This is a genomic window from Pseudomonas sp. LBUM1653 (assembly GCF_059716115.1).
In genome coordinates this window covers 2,904,528-2,921,188 of the sequence record NZ_CP166803.1, presented here as the reverse complement: position 1 = coordinate 2,921,188, position 16,661 = coordinate 2,904,528, and the positions used below count along the sequence as shown (strand labels likewise).

Annotated in this window: 16 protein-coding genes; 13 read left to right on the top strand and 3 right to left on the bottom strand. The window is 59.8% G+C overall.

Annotated features, from left to right (window positions below):
• Positions 1–243: 243 nt before the first annotated feature.
• Positions 244–1,284 carry an RHS repeat-associated core domain-containing protein gene (locus ACA054_RS13310; protein ID WP_497689792.1) on the top strand — a complete coding sequence of 347 codons (1,041 nt, stop codon included), beginning with the start codon at positions 244–246 and terminating at the stop codon, positions 1,282–1,284.
• A 365-nt stretch (positions 1,285–1,649) separates the two neighbouring features.
• Here ACA054_RS13310 and ACA054_RS13305 read toward each other — a convergent pair whose 3' ends face one another.
• Positions 1,650–2,270, bottom strand: a complete 621-nt coding sequence (locus ACA054_RS13305) for a TetR/AcrR family transcriptional regulator (protein WP_497689791.1) — start codon at positions 2,268–2,270, stop codon at positions 1,650–1,652.
• 138 nt (positions 2,271–2,408) lie between these two features.
• Between ACA054_RS13305 and copC the strand changes: the two genes are divergently transcribed.
• From copC to ACA054_RS13265, 8 genes are all read left to right on the top strand, one after another.
• Positions 2,409–2,771: a copper homeostasis periplasmic binding protein CopC gene (gene copC, locus ACA054_RS13300; RefSeq protein ID WP_497689790.1), complete on the top strand. Its 363-nt coding sequence runs from the start codon at positions 2,409–2,411 to the stop codon at positions 2,769–2,771.
• A gap of 178 nt (positions 2,772–2,949) precedes the next feature.
• The gene (locus ACA054_RS13295) at positions 2,950–4,248 is read left to right on the top strand and encodes an OprD family porin (RefSeq protein WP_497689789.1); all 1,299 of its coding nucleotides are present in this window, start codon (positions 2,950–2,952) and stop codon (positions 4,246–4,248) included.
• Positions 4,249–4,517: 269 nt separating this feature from the next.
• Positions 4,518–5,342: an NAD-dependent epimerase/dehydratase family protein gene (locus tag ACA054_RS13290; protein WP_497689788.1), complete on the top strand. Its 825-nt coding sequence runs from the start codon at positions 4,518–4,520 to the stop codon at positions 5,340–5,342.
• A 49-nt stretch (positions 5,343–5,391) separates the two neighbouring features.
• Positions 5,392–6,279 carry an SMP-30/gluconolactonase/LRE family protein gene (locus tag ACA054_RS13285; RefSeq protein WP_497689787.1) on the top strand — a complete coding sequence of 296 codons (888 nt, stop codon included), beginning with the start codon at positions 5,392–5,394 and terminating at the stop codon, positions 6,277–6,279.
• Positions 6,280–6,346: 67 nt separating this feature from the next.
• Complete coding sequence (locus tag ACA054_RS13280; protein WP_497689786.1) at positions 6,347–7,318, top strand: TRAP transporter substrate-binding protein; 972 nt, start codon at positions 6,347–6,349, stop codon at positions 7,316–7,318.
• Positions 7,319–7,396: 78 nt separating this feature from the next.
• Complete coding sequence (locus ACA054_RS13275) at positions 7,397–7,924, top strand: TRAP transporter small permease (protein WP_497689785.1); 528 nt, start codon at positions 7,397–7,399, stop codon at positions 7,922–7,924.
• Complete coding sequence (locus tag ACA054_RS13270) at positions 7,925–9,205, top strand: TRAP transporter large permease (protein WP_056852883.1); 1,281 nt, start codon at positions 7,925–7,927, stop codon at positions 9,203–9,205.
• Between the two features lie 125 nt (positions 9,206–9,330).
• On the top strand, positions 9,331–10,200 hold the full coding sequence (locus ACA054_RS13265) for an aldose 1-epimerase (RefSeq protein WP_497689784.1): 870 nt from the start codon (positions 9,331–9,333) through the stop codon (positions 10,198–10,200).
• A 257-nt stretch (positions 10,201–10,457) separates the two neighbouring features.
• On the opposite strand, the gene ACA054_RS13260 is transcribed toward ACA054_RS13265, so the two are convergent.
• A complete protein-coding gene (locus tag ACA054_RS13260; protein WP_497690293.1) occupies positions 10,458–11,264 on the bottom strand; it encodes a sulfite exporter TauE/SafE family protein in 807 nt (268 codons plus the stop codon).
• Positions 11,265–11,426: 162 nt separating this feature from the next.
• On the opposite strand from ACA054_RS13260, the gene ACA054_RS13255 reads away from it, so the two are divergent.
• Positions 11,427–12,290, top strand: coding sequence for an MBL fold metallo-hydrolase (locus ACA054_RS13255; RefSeq protein ID WP_497689783.1), 864 nt, complete (start codon positions 11,427–11,429; stop codon positions 12,288–12,290).
• Between the two features lie 129 nt (positions 12,291–12,419).
• Here ACA054_RS13255 and bkdR read toward each other — a convergent pair whose 3' ends face one another.
• Positions 12,420–12,908: a Bkd operon transcriptional regulator BkdR gene (gene bkdR, locus ACA054_RS13250; RefSeq protein ID WP_008059350.1), complete on the bottom strand. Its 489-nt coding sequence runs from the start codon at positions 12,906–12,908 to the stop codon at positions 12,420–12,422.
• A 185-nt stretch (positions 12,909–13,093) separates the two neighbouring features.
• Here bkdR and ACA054_RS13245 point away from each other — a divergent pair, with 185 nt between their 5' ends.
• From ACA054_RS13245 to ACA054_RS13235, 3 genes are read left to right on the top strand one after another with little or no spacing between them, the layout of a single operon-like run.
• Positions 13,094–14,329 (top strand): 3-methyl-2-oxobutanoate dehydrogenase (2-methylpropanoyl-transferring) subunit alpha, encoded by a 1,236-nt coding sequence (locus tag ACA054_RS13245; protein ID WP_497689782.1) that lies wholly within the window; start codon positions 13,094–13,096, stop codon positions 14,327–14,329.
• A gap of 1 nt (position 14,330) precedes the next feature.
• Positions 14,331–15,389: an alpha-ketoacid dehydrogenase subunit beta gene (locus ACA054_RS13240; protein ID WP_497639573.1), complete on the top strand. Its 1,059-nt coding sequence runs from the start codon at positions 14,331–14,333 to the stop codon at positions 15,387–15,389.
• Positions 15,390–16,661, top strand: coding sequence for a dihydrolipoamide acetyltransferase family protein (locus tag ACA054_RS13235; protein ID WP_497689781.1), 1,272 nt, complete (start codon positions 15,390–15,392; stop codon positions 16,659–16,661).

Here is a 16,661-nt window from a genome sequence, read left to right as displayed (position 1 = left end):
ACGATCCGCGCAATCCGCACCATGTGGCTGTTTGATCGCTAGCAAGCAAAAGATCGCGGCCTCGTTGCACTCGACAGCTCTAACCGGGTTCCGAGGCGCCAAAGCCCCCTGTAGGAGCTGTCGAGTGCAACGAGGCTGCGATCTTCAAGCGCAACACCGACGTACGGACTATCAGTTCTGCTAGTAGACAAGGACCGAGGGAAATCACATTCTGAGAGCACGTTATCTCCAGGGACCGCCCTCATGCCCTCCTCCTTGAAAATGCTCCAGCGGTATCACTACGACGCCGTGGATCGTCTGTCAGCCACGGGCATTTCGGCTCACGGAAGCATCCAACGGTTCTATCAGGGCAATTACCTGGCGACGGAACTGGGAGAGCATTCGCAACGGGCGATTTTTCGCCATGAGGCTGAGCCACTTGCACAGCGTAAAGCCGCAGCTAGCTTAAACGAAAACACACTGCTGGCAGCCGACCAAGCCCATTCGTTGCTGCACAGCTTGACCCAATACGAATCCGAGTACTTCGCTCATACAGCTTACGGCCATTACCCGGCTGAAAGCGGTTTTAGCAGTTTGCTCGGGTTTAATGGCGAATCTCCTGATGCGGTAACCGGGCACTATCTGCTGGGACGGGGGAAGCGCGCATTCAATCCGGTATTGATGCGGTTCAATAGTCCGGACAACCTAAGTCCCTTTGGGGAAGGCGGGATCAACCCTTATGCCTACTGTAAGGGCGACCCGATAAATCGTTATGATCCAACTGGCAACGCACCCGTCTTCACCACACCAAAAAATCCTCCTCAAATAAAGGTTCCTTTAGTTGCCTCATCCATCAACATTAGCCGAAGGCGCCCTTCAGCGAGCGGCCCTAGATCGTTGGATCGCTCACAACAGTCAAACTTTAATACTTTGGAATCGGCACCCGGCACATCACGACCTACACGACCATCAATTCCGGATATCGTCGAGCAAGATGTCCCGTCGACCACAACCCTTATACGATATTTACCTGAAGAAAAACTAAAAAAAGCAGACATGAGTAATAGTGTGTACAAAGCACAGATATATGACAACCTTGTTCCACAGGGGCGCATTACCCGACTAGTAACATCAAAACAATCTCAGGTGATTCAAGAACTCCGCGCGCATATCCGTGAAGCTCCAGCTGCGTCCCCCCAACAAATCACACTAGAAGCTCTTGCCATTACGCACCTGAAGATCAAAGAAAAGAGCTATGATAGTTGGGAAGCCAACATGAGAAAAAGTACAAAACCAAGGACATGACTCACCCTGCAGATCTTCAAGAAAATTTACATACGCGACCGATTGGAGCACCTGGTTGTCGGGTGCAACGAGGCTGTGTTTTTTCAAGAGTGACACCGACGTACGTTCGAGTCTCAGGCAAGCGGATAATAGGAATTAGTATGTAGTGATCGACTATGAGTGGACAGTGACATGTCGTTTTTGGGGCCGTAATCACGATCTGCATAATTATGTGGCTTTTTGATCAATAGCCAACATGAGATCGCAGCTAGTTTCACTCGACAGCTCCCATGCGGCTTATCCGTTGCTCCCGTGCTCTGTCTTGTAGAAGTTGTCGAGTGCGACGAGGCCGCCACCTCTTCCGGCGATTCGTGTTTCTGAACTGACTACGGCTCCAACCCAATCCCCCGCAATATCACACTCGTCACCGTCTGCACCGCCCGCTCGAACTGCATGTCCGACAGCGGCTGGTGATCATTGAGGATATTCACCTGATGATCGAAGTCGGCATAGTGCTGGGTCGACGCCCAGATCATATACAGCAGGCTTGAAGGCTCCACCGGCAGGATGCGCCCGTCCTCCACCCACTGGCGGATCTTCGCCTCTTTCATCTTGGCCCAGTCGTACAGGCTCGCATCCAGTGTCGCACCCAATGTCGGCGCGCCGTGGATGATTTCGTTGGCCCAGACTTTCGAGCCGTAGGGCCGGCTGCGCGAGTGGTTCATCTTGGCGCGGATGTAGCTGCTGAGCACCACGCGGGGGTCGTCGAACATCTCGAAGCACAGGGCGTCCTGCTTCCACACTTCCAGCAGGTCGAACAGCACGGCGCTGTACAGTTCGGTCTTGGTGCTGAAGTAGTAATGCAGGTTGGAGCGCGGCAGTTGCACTTCGGCAGCAATGTCGGCCATGGCGGTGCTGCCAAAGCCCTTCTCGGCGAAGACCTTCTCGGCCCCCAGCAGAATTTTCTCGACGTTACTGCGACGAATCTCGATCTTGTGATTGCCCATGAGGGCTCCCTGACAACAACATTAAACAAGACTAGCATCCGCTCTACCTCGCGGCGACAGGGGACTGGCAAACTTCGTGCAACCGGCCTTGCGCGGCTAGACTGACCTCACTTCGAACCTGCCGCTGAGGGACTCAACATGCGCTTGAAAAACACCCTGACCGCCGCCCTGCTCGCCTCGCTTTTCTGCGCCTCATCCGTGTTTGCTCACGCCCATCTAAAAAGCCAGATGCCCGCCGCCGATAGCACCGTCAGCGCCCCCGCGGAATTGAGCCTGACTTTTTCCGAAGGTGTCGAAGCCGACTTGTGCACAGTCACGATCAGCCACGATGGTGACGACATTCTGGTAAAAAGCCTGGTCACTCAAGGTCCTGATAAAAGGACTCTGATTGTCACCCCGGCTGTCCCCTTGACCGAAGGCGACTACAAAGTCGAGTGGCATGTCGTGTCGGTCGATAGTCACAAGAGCGAAGGCGCTTACGCGTTTGAGGTTGGCCAGTAATAGAAGGCGAACGCGAATTCGGCGACGCAACACTCGCCCTGAGACAGCCAGCTTCCTGCCACAGGTCATCGTATAACTTCCGATTGACAACCCCTGAAAATCCCGCAAATATCTGCGCCAATGTTGTACGACGACGTATGACAAAAATAAAAATAAAAAGCAGAAAGGGAGCGTCATAGTGAGCAAGCTCGTCCGCAATTCGTCCGCCCGTACCCCACACCCAGCCTTCACCCGTTTGCAGACATTAAGCCTGCTCGGCTGCGGCAGTCTGGCCCTCGTCCTGCCGATGACAAGCCACGCCGAAGGCTTCACCGATGACGCCAAAGCCACGCTGAACCTGCGCAACGCCTACATCAATCGCAACTACACCAACCCGGCCTACCCCCAGGGCAAGGCTGAGGAGTGGACACAGAACTTCATCCTCGATGCGAAGTCGGGCTACACCCAGGGCCCGGTCGGCTTCGGTGTGGATGTGCTGGGCTTGTACTCGCAGAAGCTCGACGGCGGCAAAGGCACCGGGGGGACGCAGCTGCTGCCGATCCACGGTGACGGCCGCCCGGCCGACAACTTCGGGCGCCTGGGCGTGGCGCTGAAAGGCAAGATCTCGAAAACCGAACTGAAGGTCGGCGAATGGATGCCGGTACTGCCGATCCTGCGTTCCGACGACGGTCGCTCGCTGCCGCAAACCTTCCGCGGCGGACAGGTCACCTCCACCGAGATCAGCGGCCTGACGCTATACGGCGGGCAGTTCCGCCAGAACAGTCCGCGCAACGATGCGAGCATGGAAGACATGTTCATGAACGGAAAATCTGCTGCCTTTGCATCGGACCGTTTCAACTTCGGCGGCGGCGAATACGCCTTTAACGAAAAGCGCACCCAGGTCGGCGTCTGGTACGCGGAGCTCAGCGACATCTACCAACAGCAATACTTCAACCTCAGCCACAGCCAGCCCATCGGCGATTGGACCCTCGGCGCCAACCTCGGCTATTTCATCGGCAAGGAAGATGGCAGCGCCCTGGCCGGCGACCTCGACAATAAGACCGCGTTTGCCCTGCTCTCGGCCAAGTACGGCGGCAACACCTTCTACGTCGGCCTGCAAAAACTCAGCGGCGACGACGTGTGGATGCGGGTCAACGGCACCAGCGGCGGGACCCTGGCCAACGACAGCTACAACTCCAGCTACGACAACGCCAGGGAGAAGTCCTGGCAGGTGCGTCACGACTACAACTTCGTGGCATTGGGCATTCCCGGCCTGACGCTGATGAACCGCTACATCAGCGGCGACAACGTGCACACCGGCACCATCACCGACGGCAAGGAATGGGGCCGTGAATCGGAACTCGCTTACACCGTGCAGAGCGGCGCGCTGAAAAACCTCAACGTCAAATGGCGCAACGCGAGCATCCGCAAGAATTTCAGCACCAACGAGTTTGATGAAAACCGGATTTTCATCAGCTATCCGATCAGCCTGCTGTAAACACAAAACCTTGTGGGAGCGAGCCTGCTCGCGATAGCGGTGGATCAGCCAGCACAATCGTTGCCTGGAAGGACGCTATCGCGAGCAGGCTCGCTCCTACAGGTACCAGGCCAGCCCATAGATTCAATGCCGACAGGAAGGAGGTGACCCTCCGTCAATTTCCACCAATGTCGCGTTGACAAAACCCGGAAAGCCTACCGATACTTCAGCAAAGTCGTACGACAACCTACAACGACCCAATAACAACAACTGTTTGTCCAGGGATTCCCATGACGACCACCGCAACCGCCCAAACGCCCTTCAATCGCCTGCTGCTGACCGGTGCCGCTGGTGGCCTGGGCAAAGTCCTGCGCGAGAGCCTGCGCCCGTACGCCAATGTCATTCGCCTGTCGGACATCGCCGACATCGCCCCCGCCATCGATGATCGCGAAGAAGTCGTGCCGTGCGACTTGGCCGACAAACAAGCCGTGCACCAATTGGTCGAAGGCGTAGACGCGATCCTGCATTTTGGCGGCGTGTCGGTTGAGCGCTCGTTCGAAGAAATCCTCGGCGCCAATATCTGCGGTGTATTCCATATCTACGAAGCGGCACGCCGGCACGGCGTCAAGCGCGTGATCTTCGCCAGTTCCAACCATGTAATCGGCTTCTACAAGCAGGATGAAGTGATCGACGCCCACTCCCCTCGCCGCCCCGACAGCTACTACGGTTTGTCCAAGTCCTACGGCGAAGACATGGCCACGTTCTACTTCGATCGCTACGGAATCGAGACTGTCAGCGTGCGCATCGGCTCTTCGTTCCCCGAGCCGCAAAACCGCCGGATGATGAGCACCTGGCTGAGCTTCGGCGACCTCACCCAGCTGCTGGAACGAGCGCTCTACACCCCGAATGTCGGCCACACCGTGGTCTACGGCGCCTCCGACAACAAGAACGTCTGGTGGGACAACCGTTACGCCACCTCGCTGGGTTTCGTCCCGCAGGACACTTCCGAAGTATTCCGTGAAAAAGTCGAAGCCCAGCCATTGCCGGCCGCTGATGACCCGGCGCGGATCTACCAGGGCGGTGCCTTTTGCGTTGCCGGCCCGTTCGGCGACTGAGCGCCTCGGCCTTGATTACAACCACAAACAACCCAGGGAATGAGTTGCCATGCAAGCCGAATTGATTGTCGATGCCCGCAACACCGTAGGTGAAAGCCCGGTCTGGGTCCCCGAGGAAAACGCCCTGTACTGGGTCGATATTCCCGCCGGGGGCCTGCAACGCTGGAGCGCGCAAACCGGTCATGTGGACGCCTGGAAAACCCCGCAGATGCTCGCCTGCATCGCCCGTCACCCCGACGGCGGCTGGGTCGCCGGCATGGAGACCGGATTCTTCCATCTGCATGCGCATGCCGATGGCAGCCTCGACAGCGAACCCCTGGCCCACGTCGATCACGCCCGTCCGGGCATGCGCCTCAACGACGGTCGCTGTGACCGTCAGGGCCGCTTCTGGGCCGGCAGCATGGTGCTGGACATGGGCGCCAATGCCGCCGTGGGCACGCTCTATCGCTACGGCGCCGGACAACACGGGCCACTCCAGGCGCAGTTGAACGGCCTGATCGTTCCCAACGGCCTGGCCTTCAGCCCCGACGGTCGAACGATGTACCTATCCGACTCCCATCCGCTGGTGCAGCAGGTCTGGGCCTTCGATTACGACATCGACAGTGGCACCCCTTCCAACCGCCGCGTGTTCATCGACATGCATCAGCACGGCGGTCGTCCTGATGGCGCGGCGGTCGATGCCGAGGGCTGTTACTGGATCTGCGGCAACGATGCCGGGCTGATTCACCGCTTTACCCCCGACGGTCGACTGGACCGCACGCTCTGCGTACCGGTGAAAAAACCGAGCATGTGCGCCTTCGGTGGCAGTCGCCTGGACACCTTGTTCGTGACCTCGATTCGCCCAGGAGACGACCAGGATGAACATTCGCTGGCCGGTGGCGTGTTCGCCCTGGACCCCGGCGTCAAGGGTCTGCCGGAGCCGCACTTCAAGCAATGAATGCAACTGTTGGTACTACACCGCTGTGCCTTGAATAAAAACAACAACAAAACTGGAGACACCCCCAATGGACTTCAAACGCACCTTGCTCGCCGCAGCACTCCCTCTGGCTTTCACCCTCAGCAGCGCCGCCCACGCGCTGGAAATCAAGTTTGCCGACATACACCCTGCGGGCTACCCGACCGTGGTCGCTGAAGAACAGCTGGGCAAAACCCTGGTCGCCGACAGCGATGGCAAGCTGACCTTCAAGATGTTCGCCGGCGGTGTGCTCGGCTCTGAAAAAGAAGTGGTCGAGCAGGCCCAGGTCGGCGCCATCCAGATGGCCCGGGTCAGCCTCGGCATCGTCGGGCCGGTGGTACCGGACGTGAACGTGTTCAACATGCCGTTCGTGTTCCGCGATCAGGCGCACATGCGCAAGGTCATCGATGGCGAAGTTGGCGACGAGATCCTCGACAAGATCACCAATTCCGAATTCAACCTGGTCGCCCTGGCCTGGATGGATGGCGGCACGCGCAACATCTACACCAAGAAACCGGTGCGCAGCCTCGAAGATCTCAAGGGCATGAAGATCCGCGTGCAAGGCAACCCGATGTTCATCGAAACCATCAACGCCATGGGCGGCAACGGCATCGCCATGGACACCGGCGAAATCTTCAGTGCCCTGCAGACCGGTGTGATCGACGGTGCGGAGAACAACCCGCCGACCCTGCTCGAACACAATCACTACCAGAACGCCAAGTTCTATAGCTTGACCGGACACCTGATCCTGCCCGAGCCGATCGTGATGTCGAAGATCACCTGGAACAAACTCACCCCCGAGCAGCAGGTTCTGGTGAGGAAGACCGCCAAGGCTGCGCAAGCGCAGGAGCGCACCCTGTGGGATGCCAAATCGGCCAGCAGCGAAGAAAAACTCAAGGCTGCCGGCGTCGAGTTCATCACCGTCGACAAGAAACCTTTCTATGAAGCGACCGCCTCGATCCGCGAGAAATACGGTGCGCCCTACGCTGACCTGATCAAGCGCATCGAAGCCGTTCAGTAACCCTCCCTGCATTCAAGAAAGGCCCGGCGCCACTGACCTGGGTGTAGGTCAGTGCGCGCCCGGTTACGGTGGAACCCGATGAAGAATCTACTGCTACGTTTCAATGACAAGCTCTACATGACCTGTATCTGGGTCGCGGGGCTGTCCGTTCTGGCCATTGCGTTGATCATTCCCTGGGGCGTGTTTGCCCGTTATGTCCTCGGCACCGGCTCAAGCTGGCCTGAGCCCACGGCGATTCTGCTGATGATGGTCTTCACCTTCATCGGCGCCGCCGCCAGCTATCGTTCCGGTTCGCACATGGCGGTGGCGATGCTCACCGACCGCATGTCGCCGCAACTGCGCCAGGCCATGAGTGTGTTTTCACAATTGCTGATGGCGACCATTTGCCTGTTCATGACCGTCTGGGGCAGCAAGCTGTGCCTGTCGACCTGGAACCAGTTCATGAGCGCCCTGCCGACCCTGCGCGTGGGCATCACCTACATGCCGATTCCCGTGGGCGGTCTGCTGACGTTGATCTTTGTCCTGGAAAAACTCTTGCTCGGTGACCAGAGCAACCGTCGGGTCGTGCGTTTCGACCACGTTGAAGAAAACGAAGGGGCTGCCTGAATGGACGCTTTTATTCTGTTGGGCAGTTTTATCGCGTTGATCCTGATCGGTATGCCCGTCGCCTACGCGCTGGGGCTATCCGCGCTGATCGGCGCGTTCTGGATCGACATTCCGTTCCAGGCGCTGATGATTCAGGTCGCCGGCGGCGTGAACAAATTTTCCCTGCTGGCGATTCCGTTCTTCGTCCTCGCCGGTGCGATCATGGCCGAAGGCGGGATGTCCCGGCGCCTGGTGGCGTTCGCCGGGGTGCTGGTCGGGTTCGTGCGCGGTGGCTTGTCGCTGGTCAACATCATGGCTTCGACCTTCTTTGGCGCGATCTCCGGCTCCTCGGTAGCGGACACCGCCTCGGTCGGTTCGGTGCTGATCCCGGAAATGGAACGTCGCGGCTATCCCCGTGAGTTCGCCACTGCCGTGACCGTCAGCGGGTCGGTGCAAGCCTTGTTGACCCCGCCGAGCCACAACTCGGTGCTCTACTCGCTGGCGGCAGGCGGTACGGTGTCGATTGCCTCGCTGTTCATGGCCGGCGTGGTACCGGGCCTGTTGATGAGCGCGTGCCTGATGGTGTTGTGCCTGATCTTCGCGAAAAAGCGTGACTACCCCAAGGGTGAAGTCATTCCGATGCGCGAAGCGCTGAAGATCTGCGGCGAAGCGTTGTGGGGCTTGATGGCGATGGTCATCATCCTTGGCGGGATCCTGAGCGGGATCTTCACGGCGACCGAGTCGGCAGCCATTGCGGTGCTGTGGTCGTTCTTCGTGACCATGTTCATCTACCGCGACTACAAGTGGAGCGAGCTGCCGAAACTGATGCACCGCACGGTGCGCACGATTTCGATCGTGATGATCCTGATCGGCTTCGCTGCCAGCTTCGGCTACATCATGACCCTGATGCAGATCCCGGCGAAAATCACCACGATGTTCCTGACCCTGTCGGACAACCGTTACGTGATCCTGATGTGCATCAACGTCATGCTGCTGTTGCTCGGCACCGTGATGGACATGGCGCCGCTGATCCTGATCCTCACGCCGATCCTGATGCCGGTGATTCTCGGCATTGGCGTGGATCCGGTGCAGTTCGGCATGATCATGCTGGTGAACCTGGGGATCGGTTTGATCACACCGCCGGTGGGCGCGGTACTTTTTGTGGGGTCGGCCGTGGGTAAAGTCAGCATCGAATCAACCGTCAAGGCCCTGCTGCCGTTCTACGGCGTGCTGTTCCTGGTGCTGATGGCCGTGACCTACATTCCTGCGCTGTCGCTATGGTTGCCGCATTTGGTGTTGTAACCCTTCCCTGTAGGAGCCGGCTTGCTGCGGGCGGCGTTCCGACGATGGCGTATTTGAGATCGCCATCGCCAGCAAGCCGGCTCCTACAGAGGTAATCCGCGTATTCCCTCTTATCGCTGGTGAACATGAAACCGACACTGCTCGAACTTGAAGACCAATTCACCTGCCTCACCCTAGCCCCCGAACTCGGCGGCAGCATCGTCAACTGGACCGTGCGCAACACTGGCCAGCCCTTGTTGCGACACGCCGATGTGCACGCCTTGAACACGGGACTTCCCGGCAAACTTGGCTGCTTTCCTTTGATCCCGTGGTCCAACCGCATTGCCGAAGGGGGTTTCGACTGCCCGGACGGGTGGCTAGCCTTGGCGCCCAACAGCCTCAGCGATCCGTTACCGATTCACGGCAGCGCTTGGCAGCAACCTTGGCAGGTGGTTTCCACAACGGCTGACGAAGTAGTGCTGCAACTCGATAGCAGCGAGCCCTTTGCCTATTGCGCCCGGCAACGTTTCCATCTGAGCGAAGGCAAGCTGAGCATCGAATTGAGCGTCACCCATCTGGCCGAACAGGCGGCCTGGCATGGGCTGGGGCTGCACCCGTATTTGCCGCGCAGCGCCAACACACGATTGCAGGCCGCGGCCCGACAGGTATGGTTCTGCGATGAGAAAAAACTGCCGACGCAGCTGAGTGCATTACCTGCCGAATGGGATTTCCGGCAGACAACGGCGCTGCCCGAAACGCTGGTCGATAACGGCTTCTGCAACTGGGATGGCCACTGCCTGATCCAGCAACCCGACCTCGGTTACGAGCTGGAGTGCCAGGCCACCGGCAGCGATTACTACCTGCTCTACTGCCCGGTAGGCCTGGCGTTTTTCTGCATAGAACCGGTCAGCCACCCGGTCAATGCGCACCACTTGCCCGGTCGGCCAGGGTTGCGTTTGCTGGAGCAAGGTCAATCGGCAGAATTGACGTTCAGCCTGCAATTTCGCCCTCTGTAGGAGCCAGGCTTGCCGGCGAAGAACGATGACGCGGTATATCAGATACACCGCGGCGCTTGGTTCGCCGGCAAGCCTGGCTCCTACAGGCGAAGAACGATGACGCGGTATATCAGATACACCGCGGCGCTTGGTTCGCCGGCAAGCCTGGCTCCTACAGGCGAAGAACGATGACGCGGTATATCAGATACACCGCGGCGCTCGGTTCGCCGGCAAGCCTGGCTCCTACAGGCGAAGAACGATGACGCGGTATTACAGATTCAGATGCCGGCCCGCAATAGCATGTAGGCGGAGACTACCAGGCAGATGCTCGCAAATCCGACTTGCAATGCCCGCGCCGGTACTCGCGCGCAAAGCTTTCGACCAATGATCATGCCGACGATGCTGGCGACGATGAAAGCAACACCCAAGCCGTCGATGCGCACCCCGGCATGCAATGCGCCGATCACGCCGATGGCCGAGATCAGGCTGATGACCATCAGGGACGTGGCGATGATGCCGCGCATCTGCACATCGGTTAGCTGCTTGAAGGCCGGCACGATCAGAAAGCCGCCACCCACCCCCAGCAACCCCGAGACCACACCGGTCACCGCACCGAGGGCCGCGAGGGTCGCGGTGCATTTGGCGGTCCAGGAAAAGCGCCCGGTCTGCTGATCGAGCATGCAGTTCTTCTGGCCCCAGTTGGCGTGACCATGATCGCTGGGCCCCTCGTCCTTGCGCTCACGACGCAACATCCGCGCAGCTACCATGACCATCAGTAGGCTGAACAGAATCATCAGGACTTTTTCCGGCAGCCGATGGGCGAAGTAGATACCCAGCGGGGAAAAAATCGCGCCCAGCAAGGCGATCAACAGCGCCGCGCGATAGCGCACCAGGCCATGGCGCAATCCATCGATGGCACCCACCGCCGCCGCGCTGCCCACCGCGAACAGTGCGACGGGCGCCGCCGTGGTCATGCTCCAGCCCAGCCCCAACACCAGCGCCGGCACCGCAAGAATGCCGCCCCCGGCCCCGGTCAAACCGAGCACCAACCCCATGACCACACCAAAAAAACTCGCCAGCAACATATAACGCTCGTAATCCATGACAAAGGCCGGGAACGCCCGGTATCGATAGAGTGACAGGATAGAGCCCGCAGCGTTTTTTTCATCAACTGAATGTGTCACGGGCTGGTCAGCGCAGGGAAAATGAAACTAACCTCATGACTTGCCCATGAAGAAACAGCCCACATGCCTGCCCTGATCGAAGCTTTTTTTGACGATGCCTCTTCAACCTACAGTTACGTCATCTACGAAACCGATGGCGGACAGTGCGCCATCGTCGATCCGGTACTGGACTACACGCCGGCTGCCGGACGCACCGGCACCCTGCAGGCCGACCGGATCATCGCTTTCGTGCACGAGCACCGCTTGCAGGTGCAATGGCTTCTGGAAACCCACGCCCACGCCGATCACTTGTCCGCCGCCCCCTACCTGCGGCGGGAACTGGGCGGCAAGATCGCCATCGGCCAGTCGATCTGCAAGGTCCAGGGCGTGTTCAAGACCCTGTTCAACCTTGAGCCGGAATTCTGCATCGACGGTTCGCAGTTCGATCACTTGTTCGCCCCGAATGAGTCATTCCGCATCGGCAACCTCAAGGCCACCGCCCTGCATGTGCCGGGTCATACCCCGGCGGACATGGCTTACCTGATCGACAGTGACGTGATCCTGGTCGGCGATACCCTGTTCATGCCGGACGTCGGCACCGCCCGCTGCGACTTTCCCGGCGGCGACGCGCATCAGATGTTCGCCTCGATCCACAAGCTGCTGGCTTTCCCCGCCGGCGTGCGCCTCTACGTCTGCCACGACTACCCGCCCGAGGGCCGCGAACCGCACTGCATGACCAGCGTCGGCGAACAACGCAAAAGCAACATCCACGTGCGCGACGGCATCGACGAAGCCGCGTTCGTCGACATGCGCACCCGACGCGATGCCGGGTTGGGCATGCCGACGCTGCTGCTGCCGGCGATACAGGTCAATGTGCGGGCGGGGAATTTGCCGCCGGCAGAGGACAATGGCGTGACCTACCTGAAGATCCCCCTGAATAAATTCTAAACACGGCCTTCCTGCTGATCGTTCCCACGCTCTGCGTGGGAATGCCGCCAGGGACGCTCCGCGTTCCGCTTCGGGTGTGACGCAGAGCGTCACGGGATGCATTCCCACGCAGAGCGTGGGAACGATCAGTCAGGTGCCTAGCGTCAGGCCGTTCGCCGGTAATGGCAGCGCCGTCTTGTACCTCACCTGCTTGAGCGCAAAACTCGACCGAATATTCGCCACCCCCGGCACTTTGGTCAGAAAGTCCATCATGAAACGTTCCAGCGACTGAATGGTCGGCACCAGCACCCGAATCAGGTAATCCGGATCGCCCGCCATCAGATAACACTCCATCACCTCCGGGCGATCGGAGATGGCCTCTTCGAAATGCTGCAACGCCTCCTCCACCTGTTTCTCCAGGCTGACATGAATGAACACATTGACGTGCAGCCCCAGCAAATCGGCATCCAGCAGGGTCACCTGCTCACGAATCAAGCCCAGTTCCTCCATCGCCTTAACCCGGTTAAAGCACGGCGTGGGCGACAGGTTGACCGAGCGTGCCAGGTCGGCGTTGGTGATGCGTGCATTCTCCTGAAGACTGTTGAGAATGCCGATATCGGTACGGTCCAGTTTGCGCATGAGACAAAAACACCTGTTTTTTATGTTTATGCAGTTTTTTTATCTGCAAATGATCTTGAGCGCAACGAAACAGAGAGAAATATTCTTCTTGGCCGGGCCTATGATTGTTGTAGGACAAGATTTCTTCCACAGAACGAAATCTGTCAGCTCACTACAAGAAATTCACAAGATCGAGCGTAGAAGCCATGACCCAAGCGTATGAACCGCTTCGCCTGCACGTTCCCGAACCCTCGGGCCGCCCCGGCTGCAAAACCGACTTCTCCTACCTGCATCTGACCGACGCCGGCACGGTGCGCAAACCTCCTATCGACGTTGAACCGGCTGACACGGCCGACCTGGCCCGTGGCCTGATTCGTGTGCTCGACGACCAGGGCAATGCTCTGGGCCCGTGGGCCGAAGGCGTGCCGGTGGAGATCCTGCGTAAAGGCATGCGCGCCATGCTCAAGACGCGGATCTACGACAACCGCATGGTGGTCGCCCAGCGTCAGAAAAAAATGTCGTTCTACATGCAGAGCCTTGGCGAAGAAGCCATCGGCAGCGCCCAGGCCTTGGCCTTGAACATTGACGACATGTGCTTCCCGACCTACCGCCAGCAAAGCATCCTGATGGCCCGCGAAGTGCCGCTCGTTGACCTGATCTGCCAACTGCTGTCCAACGAGCGCGATCCGCTCAAGGGACGTCAGTTGCCGATCATGTACTCGGTGAAAGAGGCCGGTTTCTTTACCATTTCCGGCAACCTCGCCACTCAATTCGTCCAGGCTGTGGGCTGGGCCATGGCCTCGGCGATCAAGGGCGACACCAAAATCGCCTCGGCCTGGATTGGCGACGGCGCTACCGCTGAATCGGACTTCCACACCGCCCTGACGTTCGCCCACGTGTACCGCGCGCCGGTGATCCTCAACGTGGTCAACAACCAGTGGGCCATCTCCACCTTCCAGGCGATTGCCGGTGGTGAAGCCACCACCTTCGCCGGGCGTGGCGTCGGTTGCGGCATTGCCTCCCTGCGGGTCGACGGCAACGATTTCTTCGCGGTCTACGCCGCTTCCGCCTGGGCCGCTGAACGCGCGCGCCGCAACCTCGGCCCGACCATGATCGAGTGGGTCACCTACCGCGCCGGCCCGCACTCCACCTCGGACGATCCATCGAAATACCGTCCTGCCGACGACTGGAGCCACTTCCCGTTGGGCGATCCGATCGCGCGCCTCAAGCAGCACCTGATCAAGATCGGCCAGTGGTCCGAAGAGGAACACACCGCCGTCAGCGCCGAACTGGAAGCCCAAGTGATCGCCGCGCAGAAAGAAGCCGAACAGTACGGCACTCTCGCCGGTGGCCAGATTCCAAGCGCCGCGACCATGTTCGAAGACGTCTACAAAGAGATGCCGGAGCACTTGAAGCGCCAGCGTCAAGAGTTGGGGATCTGACATGAACGATCACAACAACAAAATCGAGTTGGAAACCGCCATGACCACGACCACCATGACCATGATCCAGGCCCTGCGCTCGGCCATGGATGTGATGCTTGAGCGTGACGACAACGTCGTGGTATTCGGCCAGGACGTCGGCTACTTCGGCGGCGTGTTCCGCTGCACCGAAGGCCTGCAGACCAAGTACGGCACGTCCCGCGTATTCGACGCACCGATCTCCGAAAGCGGCATCGTCGGCGTGGCCGTGGGCATGGGCGCCTACGGCCTGCGTCCGGTGGCCGAGATCCAGTTCGCCGACTATGTATACCCGGCGTCCGACCAGATCATTTCCGAAGCTGCGCGCCTGCGTTATCGCTCGGCCGGAGAATTTACCGCACCGATGACCCTGCGCATGCCGTGCGGCGGTGGCATCTACGGTGGCCAGACCCACAGCCAGAGCATCGAGGCGATGTTCACCCAGGTATGCGGCCTGCGCACCGTCATGCCGTCCAACCCCTACGACGCCAAGGGCCTGCTGATCGCCTCCATCGAAAACGATGACCCGGTGATCTTCCTCGAGCCCAAGCGCCTGTACAACGGCCCGTTCGACGGCCACCACGACCGCCCGGTGACCCCGTGGTCGAAACACCCGGCCGCGCAAGTGCCGGACGGCTACTACACCGTGCCGCTGGACGTCGCCGCCATCACCCGTCCGGGCAAGGACGTGACCATCCTGACCTACGGCACCACCGTGTATGTGTCGCAAGTCGCCGCTGAAGAAACCGGCATCGACGCCGAGGTGATCGACCTGCGCAGCCTGTGGCCTCTGGACCTGGAGACCATCGTCAAGTCGGTGAAGAAAACCGGCCGTTGCGTCGTGGTTCACGAAGCTACCCGCACCTGCGGTTTCGGTGCCGAACTGGTGTCGCTGGTGCAAGAACACTGCTTCCACCACCTGGAAGCGCCAATCGAACGCGTCACCGGCTGGGACACCCCCTACCCGCACGCGCAAGAGTGGGCGTATTTCCCTGGGCCGTCCCGTGTGGGCGCGGCGCTGAAACGGGTCATGGAGGTCTGAATGGGCACGCACGTCATTAAAATGCCGGACATTGGCGAAGGCATTGCAGAAGTAGAATTGTCACAGTGGCACGTCAAGGTCGGCGACATGGTCGTCGAGGATCAGGTGCTGGCCGATGTCATGACCGATAAGGCAATGGTGGATATTCCATCGCCCGTGCATGGCAAGGTCATTGCCCTTGGCGGCCAGCCAGGTGAAGTGATGGCGGTCGGCAGTGTGCTGATCAGTATTGAAGTCGAAGGCGCGGGCAACGTTAAGGAGTCGGCGCAACCGGCACCTGTTAAAGCGGCGCCAGTCGCAGCGCCGAAAGCCGAAACCGTAATGGAAACCAAAACGGTCGCTGCCGCAGCGCCGAAAGCTGCCGTATGCCAGGGCCCGATGGTCGCCCGCGAAGCCGATGAGCGTCCCCTGGCCTCCCCGGCCGTGCGCAAGCATGCGCTGGACCTCGGTATCCAGTTGCGCCTGGTGCGCGGCAGCGGCCCTGCCGGTCGGGTGCTGCACGAAGACCTCGACGCCTATCTGGCCCAGGGTCAGTCGAATGCCTCGATCGTCAGCAGCGCTTACGCCCAGCGCAACGACGAAGAACAGATCCCGGTGATCGGCATGCGCCGCAAGATCGCCCAGCGCATGCAAGACGCCACCCAGCGTGCCGCGCACTTCAGCTATGTCGAAGAAATCGACGTCACTGCCGTGGAAGAACTGCGTGCGCACCTCAACGAAAAACACGGTGCCACCCGCGGCAAGCTGACCTTGCTGCCGTTCCTGGTCCGTGCCCTGGTCGTCGCCCTGCGTGATTTCCCGCAGATCAACGCCCGCTACGACGACGAAGCCCAGGTCATCACCCGCTTAGGCGCGGTGCATGTCGGCATCGCCACCCAGGCGGATATCGGTTTGATGGTGCCAGTGGTACGCCACGCTGAAGCCCGCAGCTTGTGGGACAGCGCTCAGGAAATCTCCCGTCTGGCCACTGCCGCCCGTAACGGCAAGGCCAGCCGCGATGAACTGTCCGGCTCGTCCATCACCCTGACCAGCCTCGGCGCGTTGGGCGGCATCGTCAGCACCCCGGTGCTGAACCTGCCGGAAGTGGCGATCGTCGGCGTGAACAAAATCGTCGAACGCCCGATGGTCGTCAAAGGCCAGATCGTAATCCGCAAGATGATGAACCTCTCCAGCTCCTTCGATCACCGCGTGGTCGACGGCATGGACGCGGCGCTCTTCATCCAGGCCGTGCGCGGCCTGCTCGAACAACCCGCCACCTTGTTTGTGGAGTAA

Bases quoted from the DNA above. Each gene is read 5' to 3' on its own strand.
- ACA054_RS13310 (WP_497689792.1), top strand. From the start codon at position 244: ATGCCCTCCTCCTTGAAAATGCTCCAGCGGTATCACTACGACGCCGTG.
- ACA054_RS13255 (WP_497689783.1), top strand. From the start codon at position 11,427: ATGCCTGCCCTGATCGAAGCTTTTTTTGACGATGCCTCTTCAACCTAC.
- ACA054_RS13280 (WP_497689786.1), top strand. From the start codon at position 6,347: ATGGACTTCAAACGCACCTTGCTCGCCGCAGCACTCCCTCTGGCTTTC.
- ACA054_RS13260 (WP_497690293.1), bottom strand. From the start codon at position 11,264: ATGTTGCTGGCGAGTTTTTTTGGTGTGGTCATGGGGTTGGTGCTCGGT.
- ACA054_RS13285 (WP_497689787.1), top strand. From the start codon at position 5,392: ATGCAAGCCGAATTGATTGTCGATGCCCGCAACACCGTAGGTGAAAGC.
- ACA054_RS13275 (WP_497689785.1), top strand. From the start codon at position 7,397: ATGAAGAATCTACTGCTACGTTTCAATGACAAGCTCTACATGACCTGT.
- bkdR (WP_008059350.1), bottom strand. From the start codon at position 12,908: ATGCGCAAACTGGACCGTACCGATATCGGCATTCTCAACAGTCTTCAG.
- ACA054_RS13305 (WP_497689791.1), bottom strand. From the start codon at position 2,270: ATGGGCAATCACAAGATCGAGATTCGTCGCAGTAACGTCGAGAAAATT.
- copC (WP_497689790.1), top strand. From the start codon at position 2,409: ATGCGCTTGAAAAACACCCTGACCGCCGCCCTGCTCGCCTCGCTTTTC.
- ACA054_RS13240 (WP_497639573.1), top strand. From the start codon at position 14,331: ATGAACGATCACAACAACAAAATCGAGTTGGAAACCGCCATGACCACG.
- ACA054_RS13290 (WP_497689788.1), top strand. From the start codon at position 4,518: ATGACGACCACCGCAACCGCCCAAACGCCCTTCAATCGCCTGCTGCTG.
- ACA054_RS13265 (WP_497689784.1), top strand. From the start codon at position 9,331: ATGAAACCGACACTGCTCGAACTTGAAGACCAATTCACCTGCCTCACC.
- ACA054_RS13270 (WP_056852883.1), top strand. From the start codon at position 7,925: ATGGACGCTTTTATTCTGTTGGGCAGTTTTATCGCGTTGATCCTGATC.
- ACA054_RS13245 (WP_497689782.1), top strand. From the start codon at position 13,094: ATGACCCAAGCGTATGAACCGCTTCGCCTGCACGTTCCCGAACCCTCG.
- ACA054_RS13235 (WP_497689781.1), top strand. From the start codon at position 15,390: ATGGGCACGCACGTCATTAAAATGCCGGACATTGGCGAAGGCATTGCA.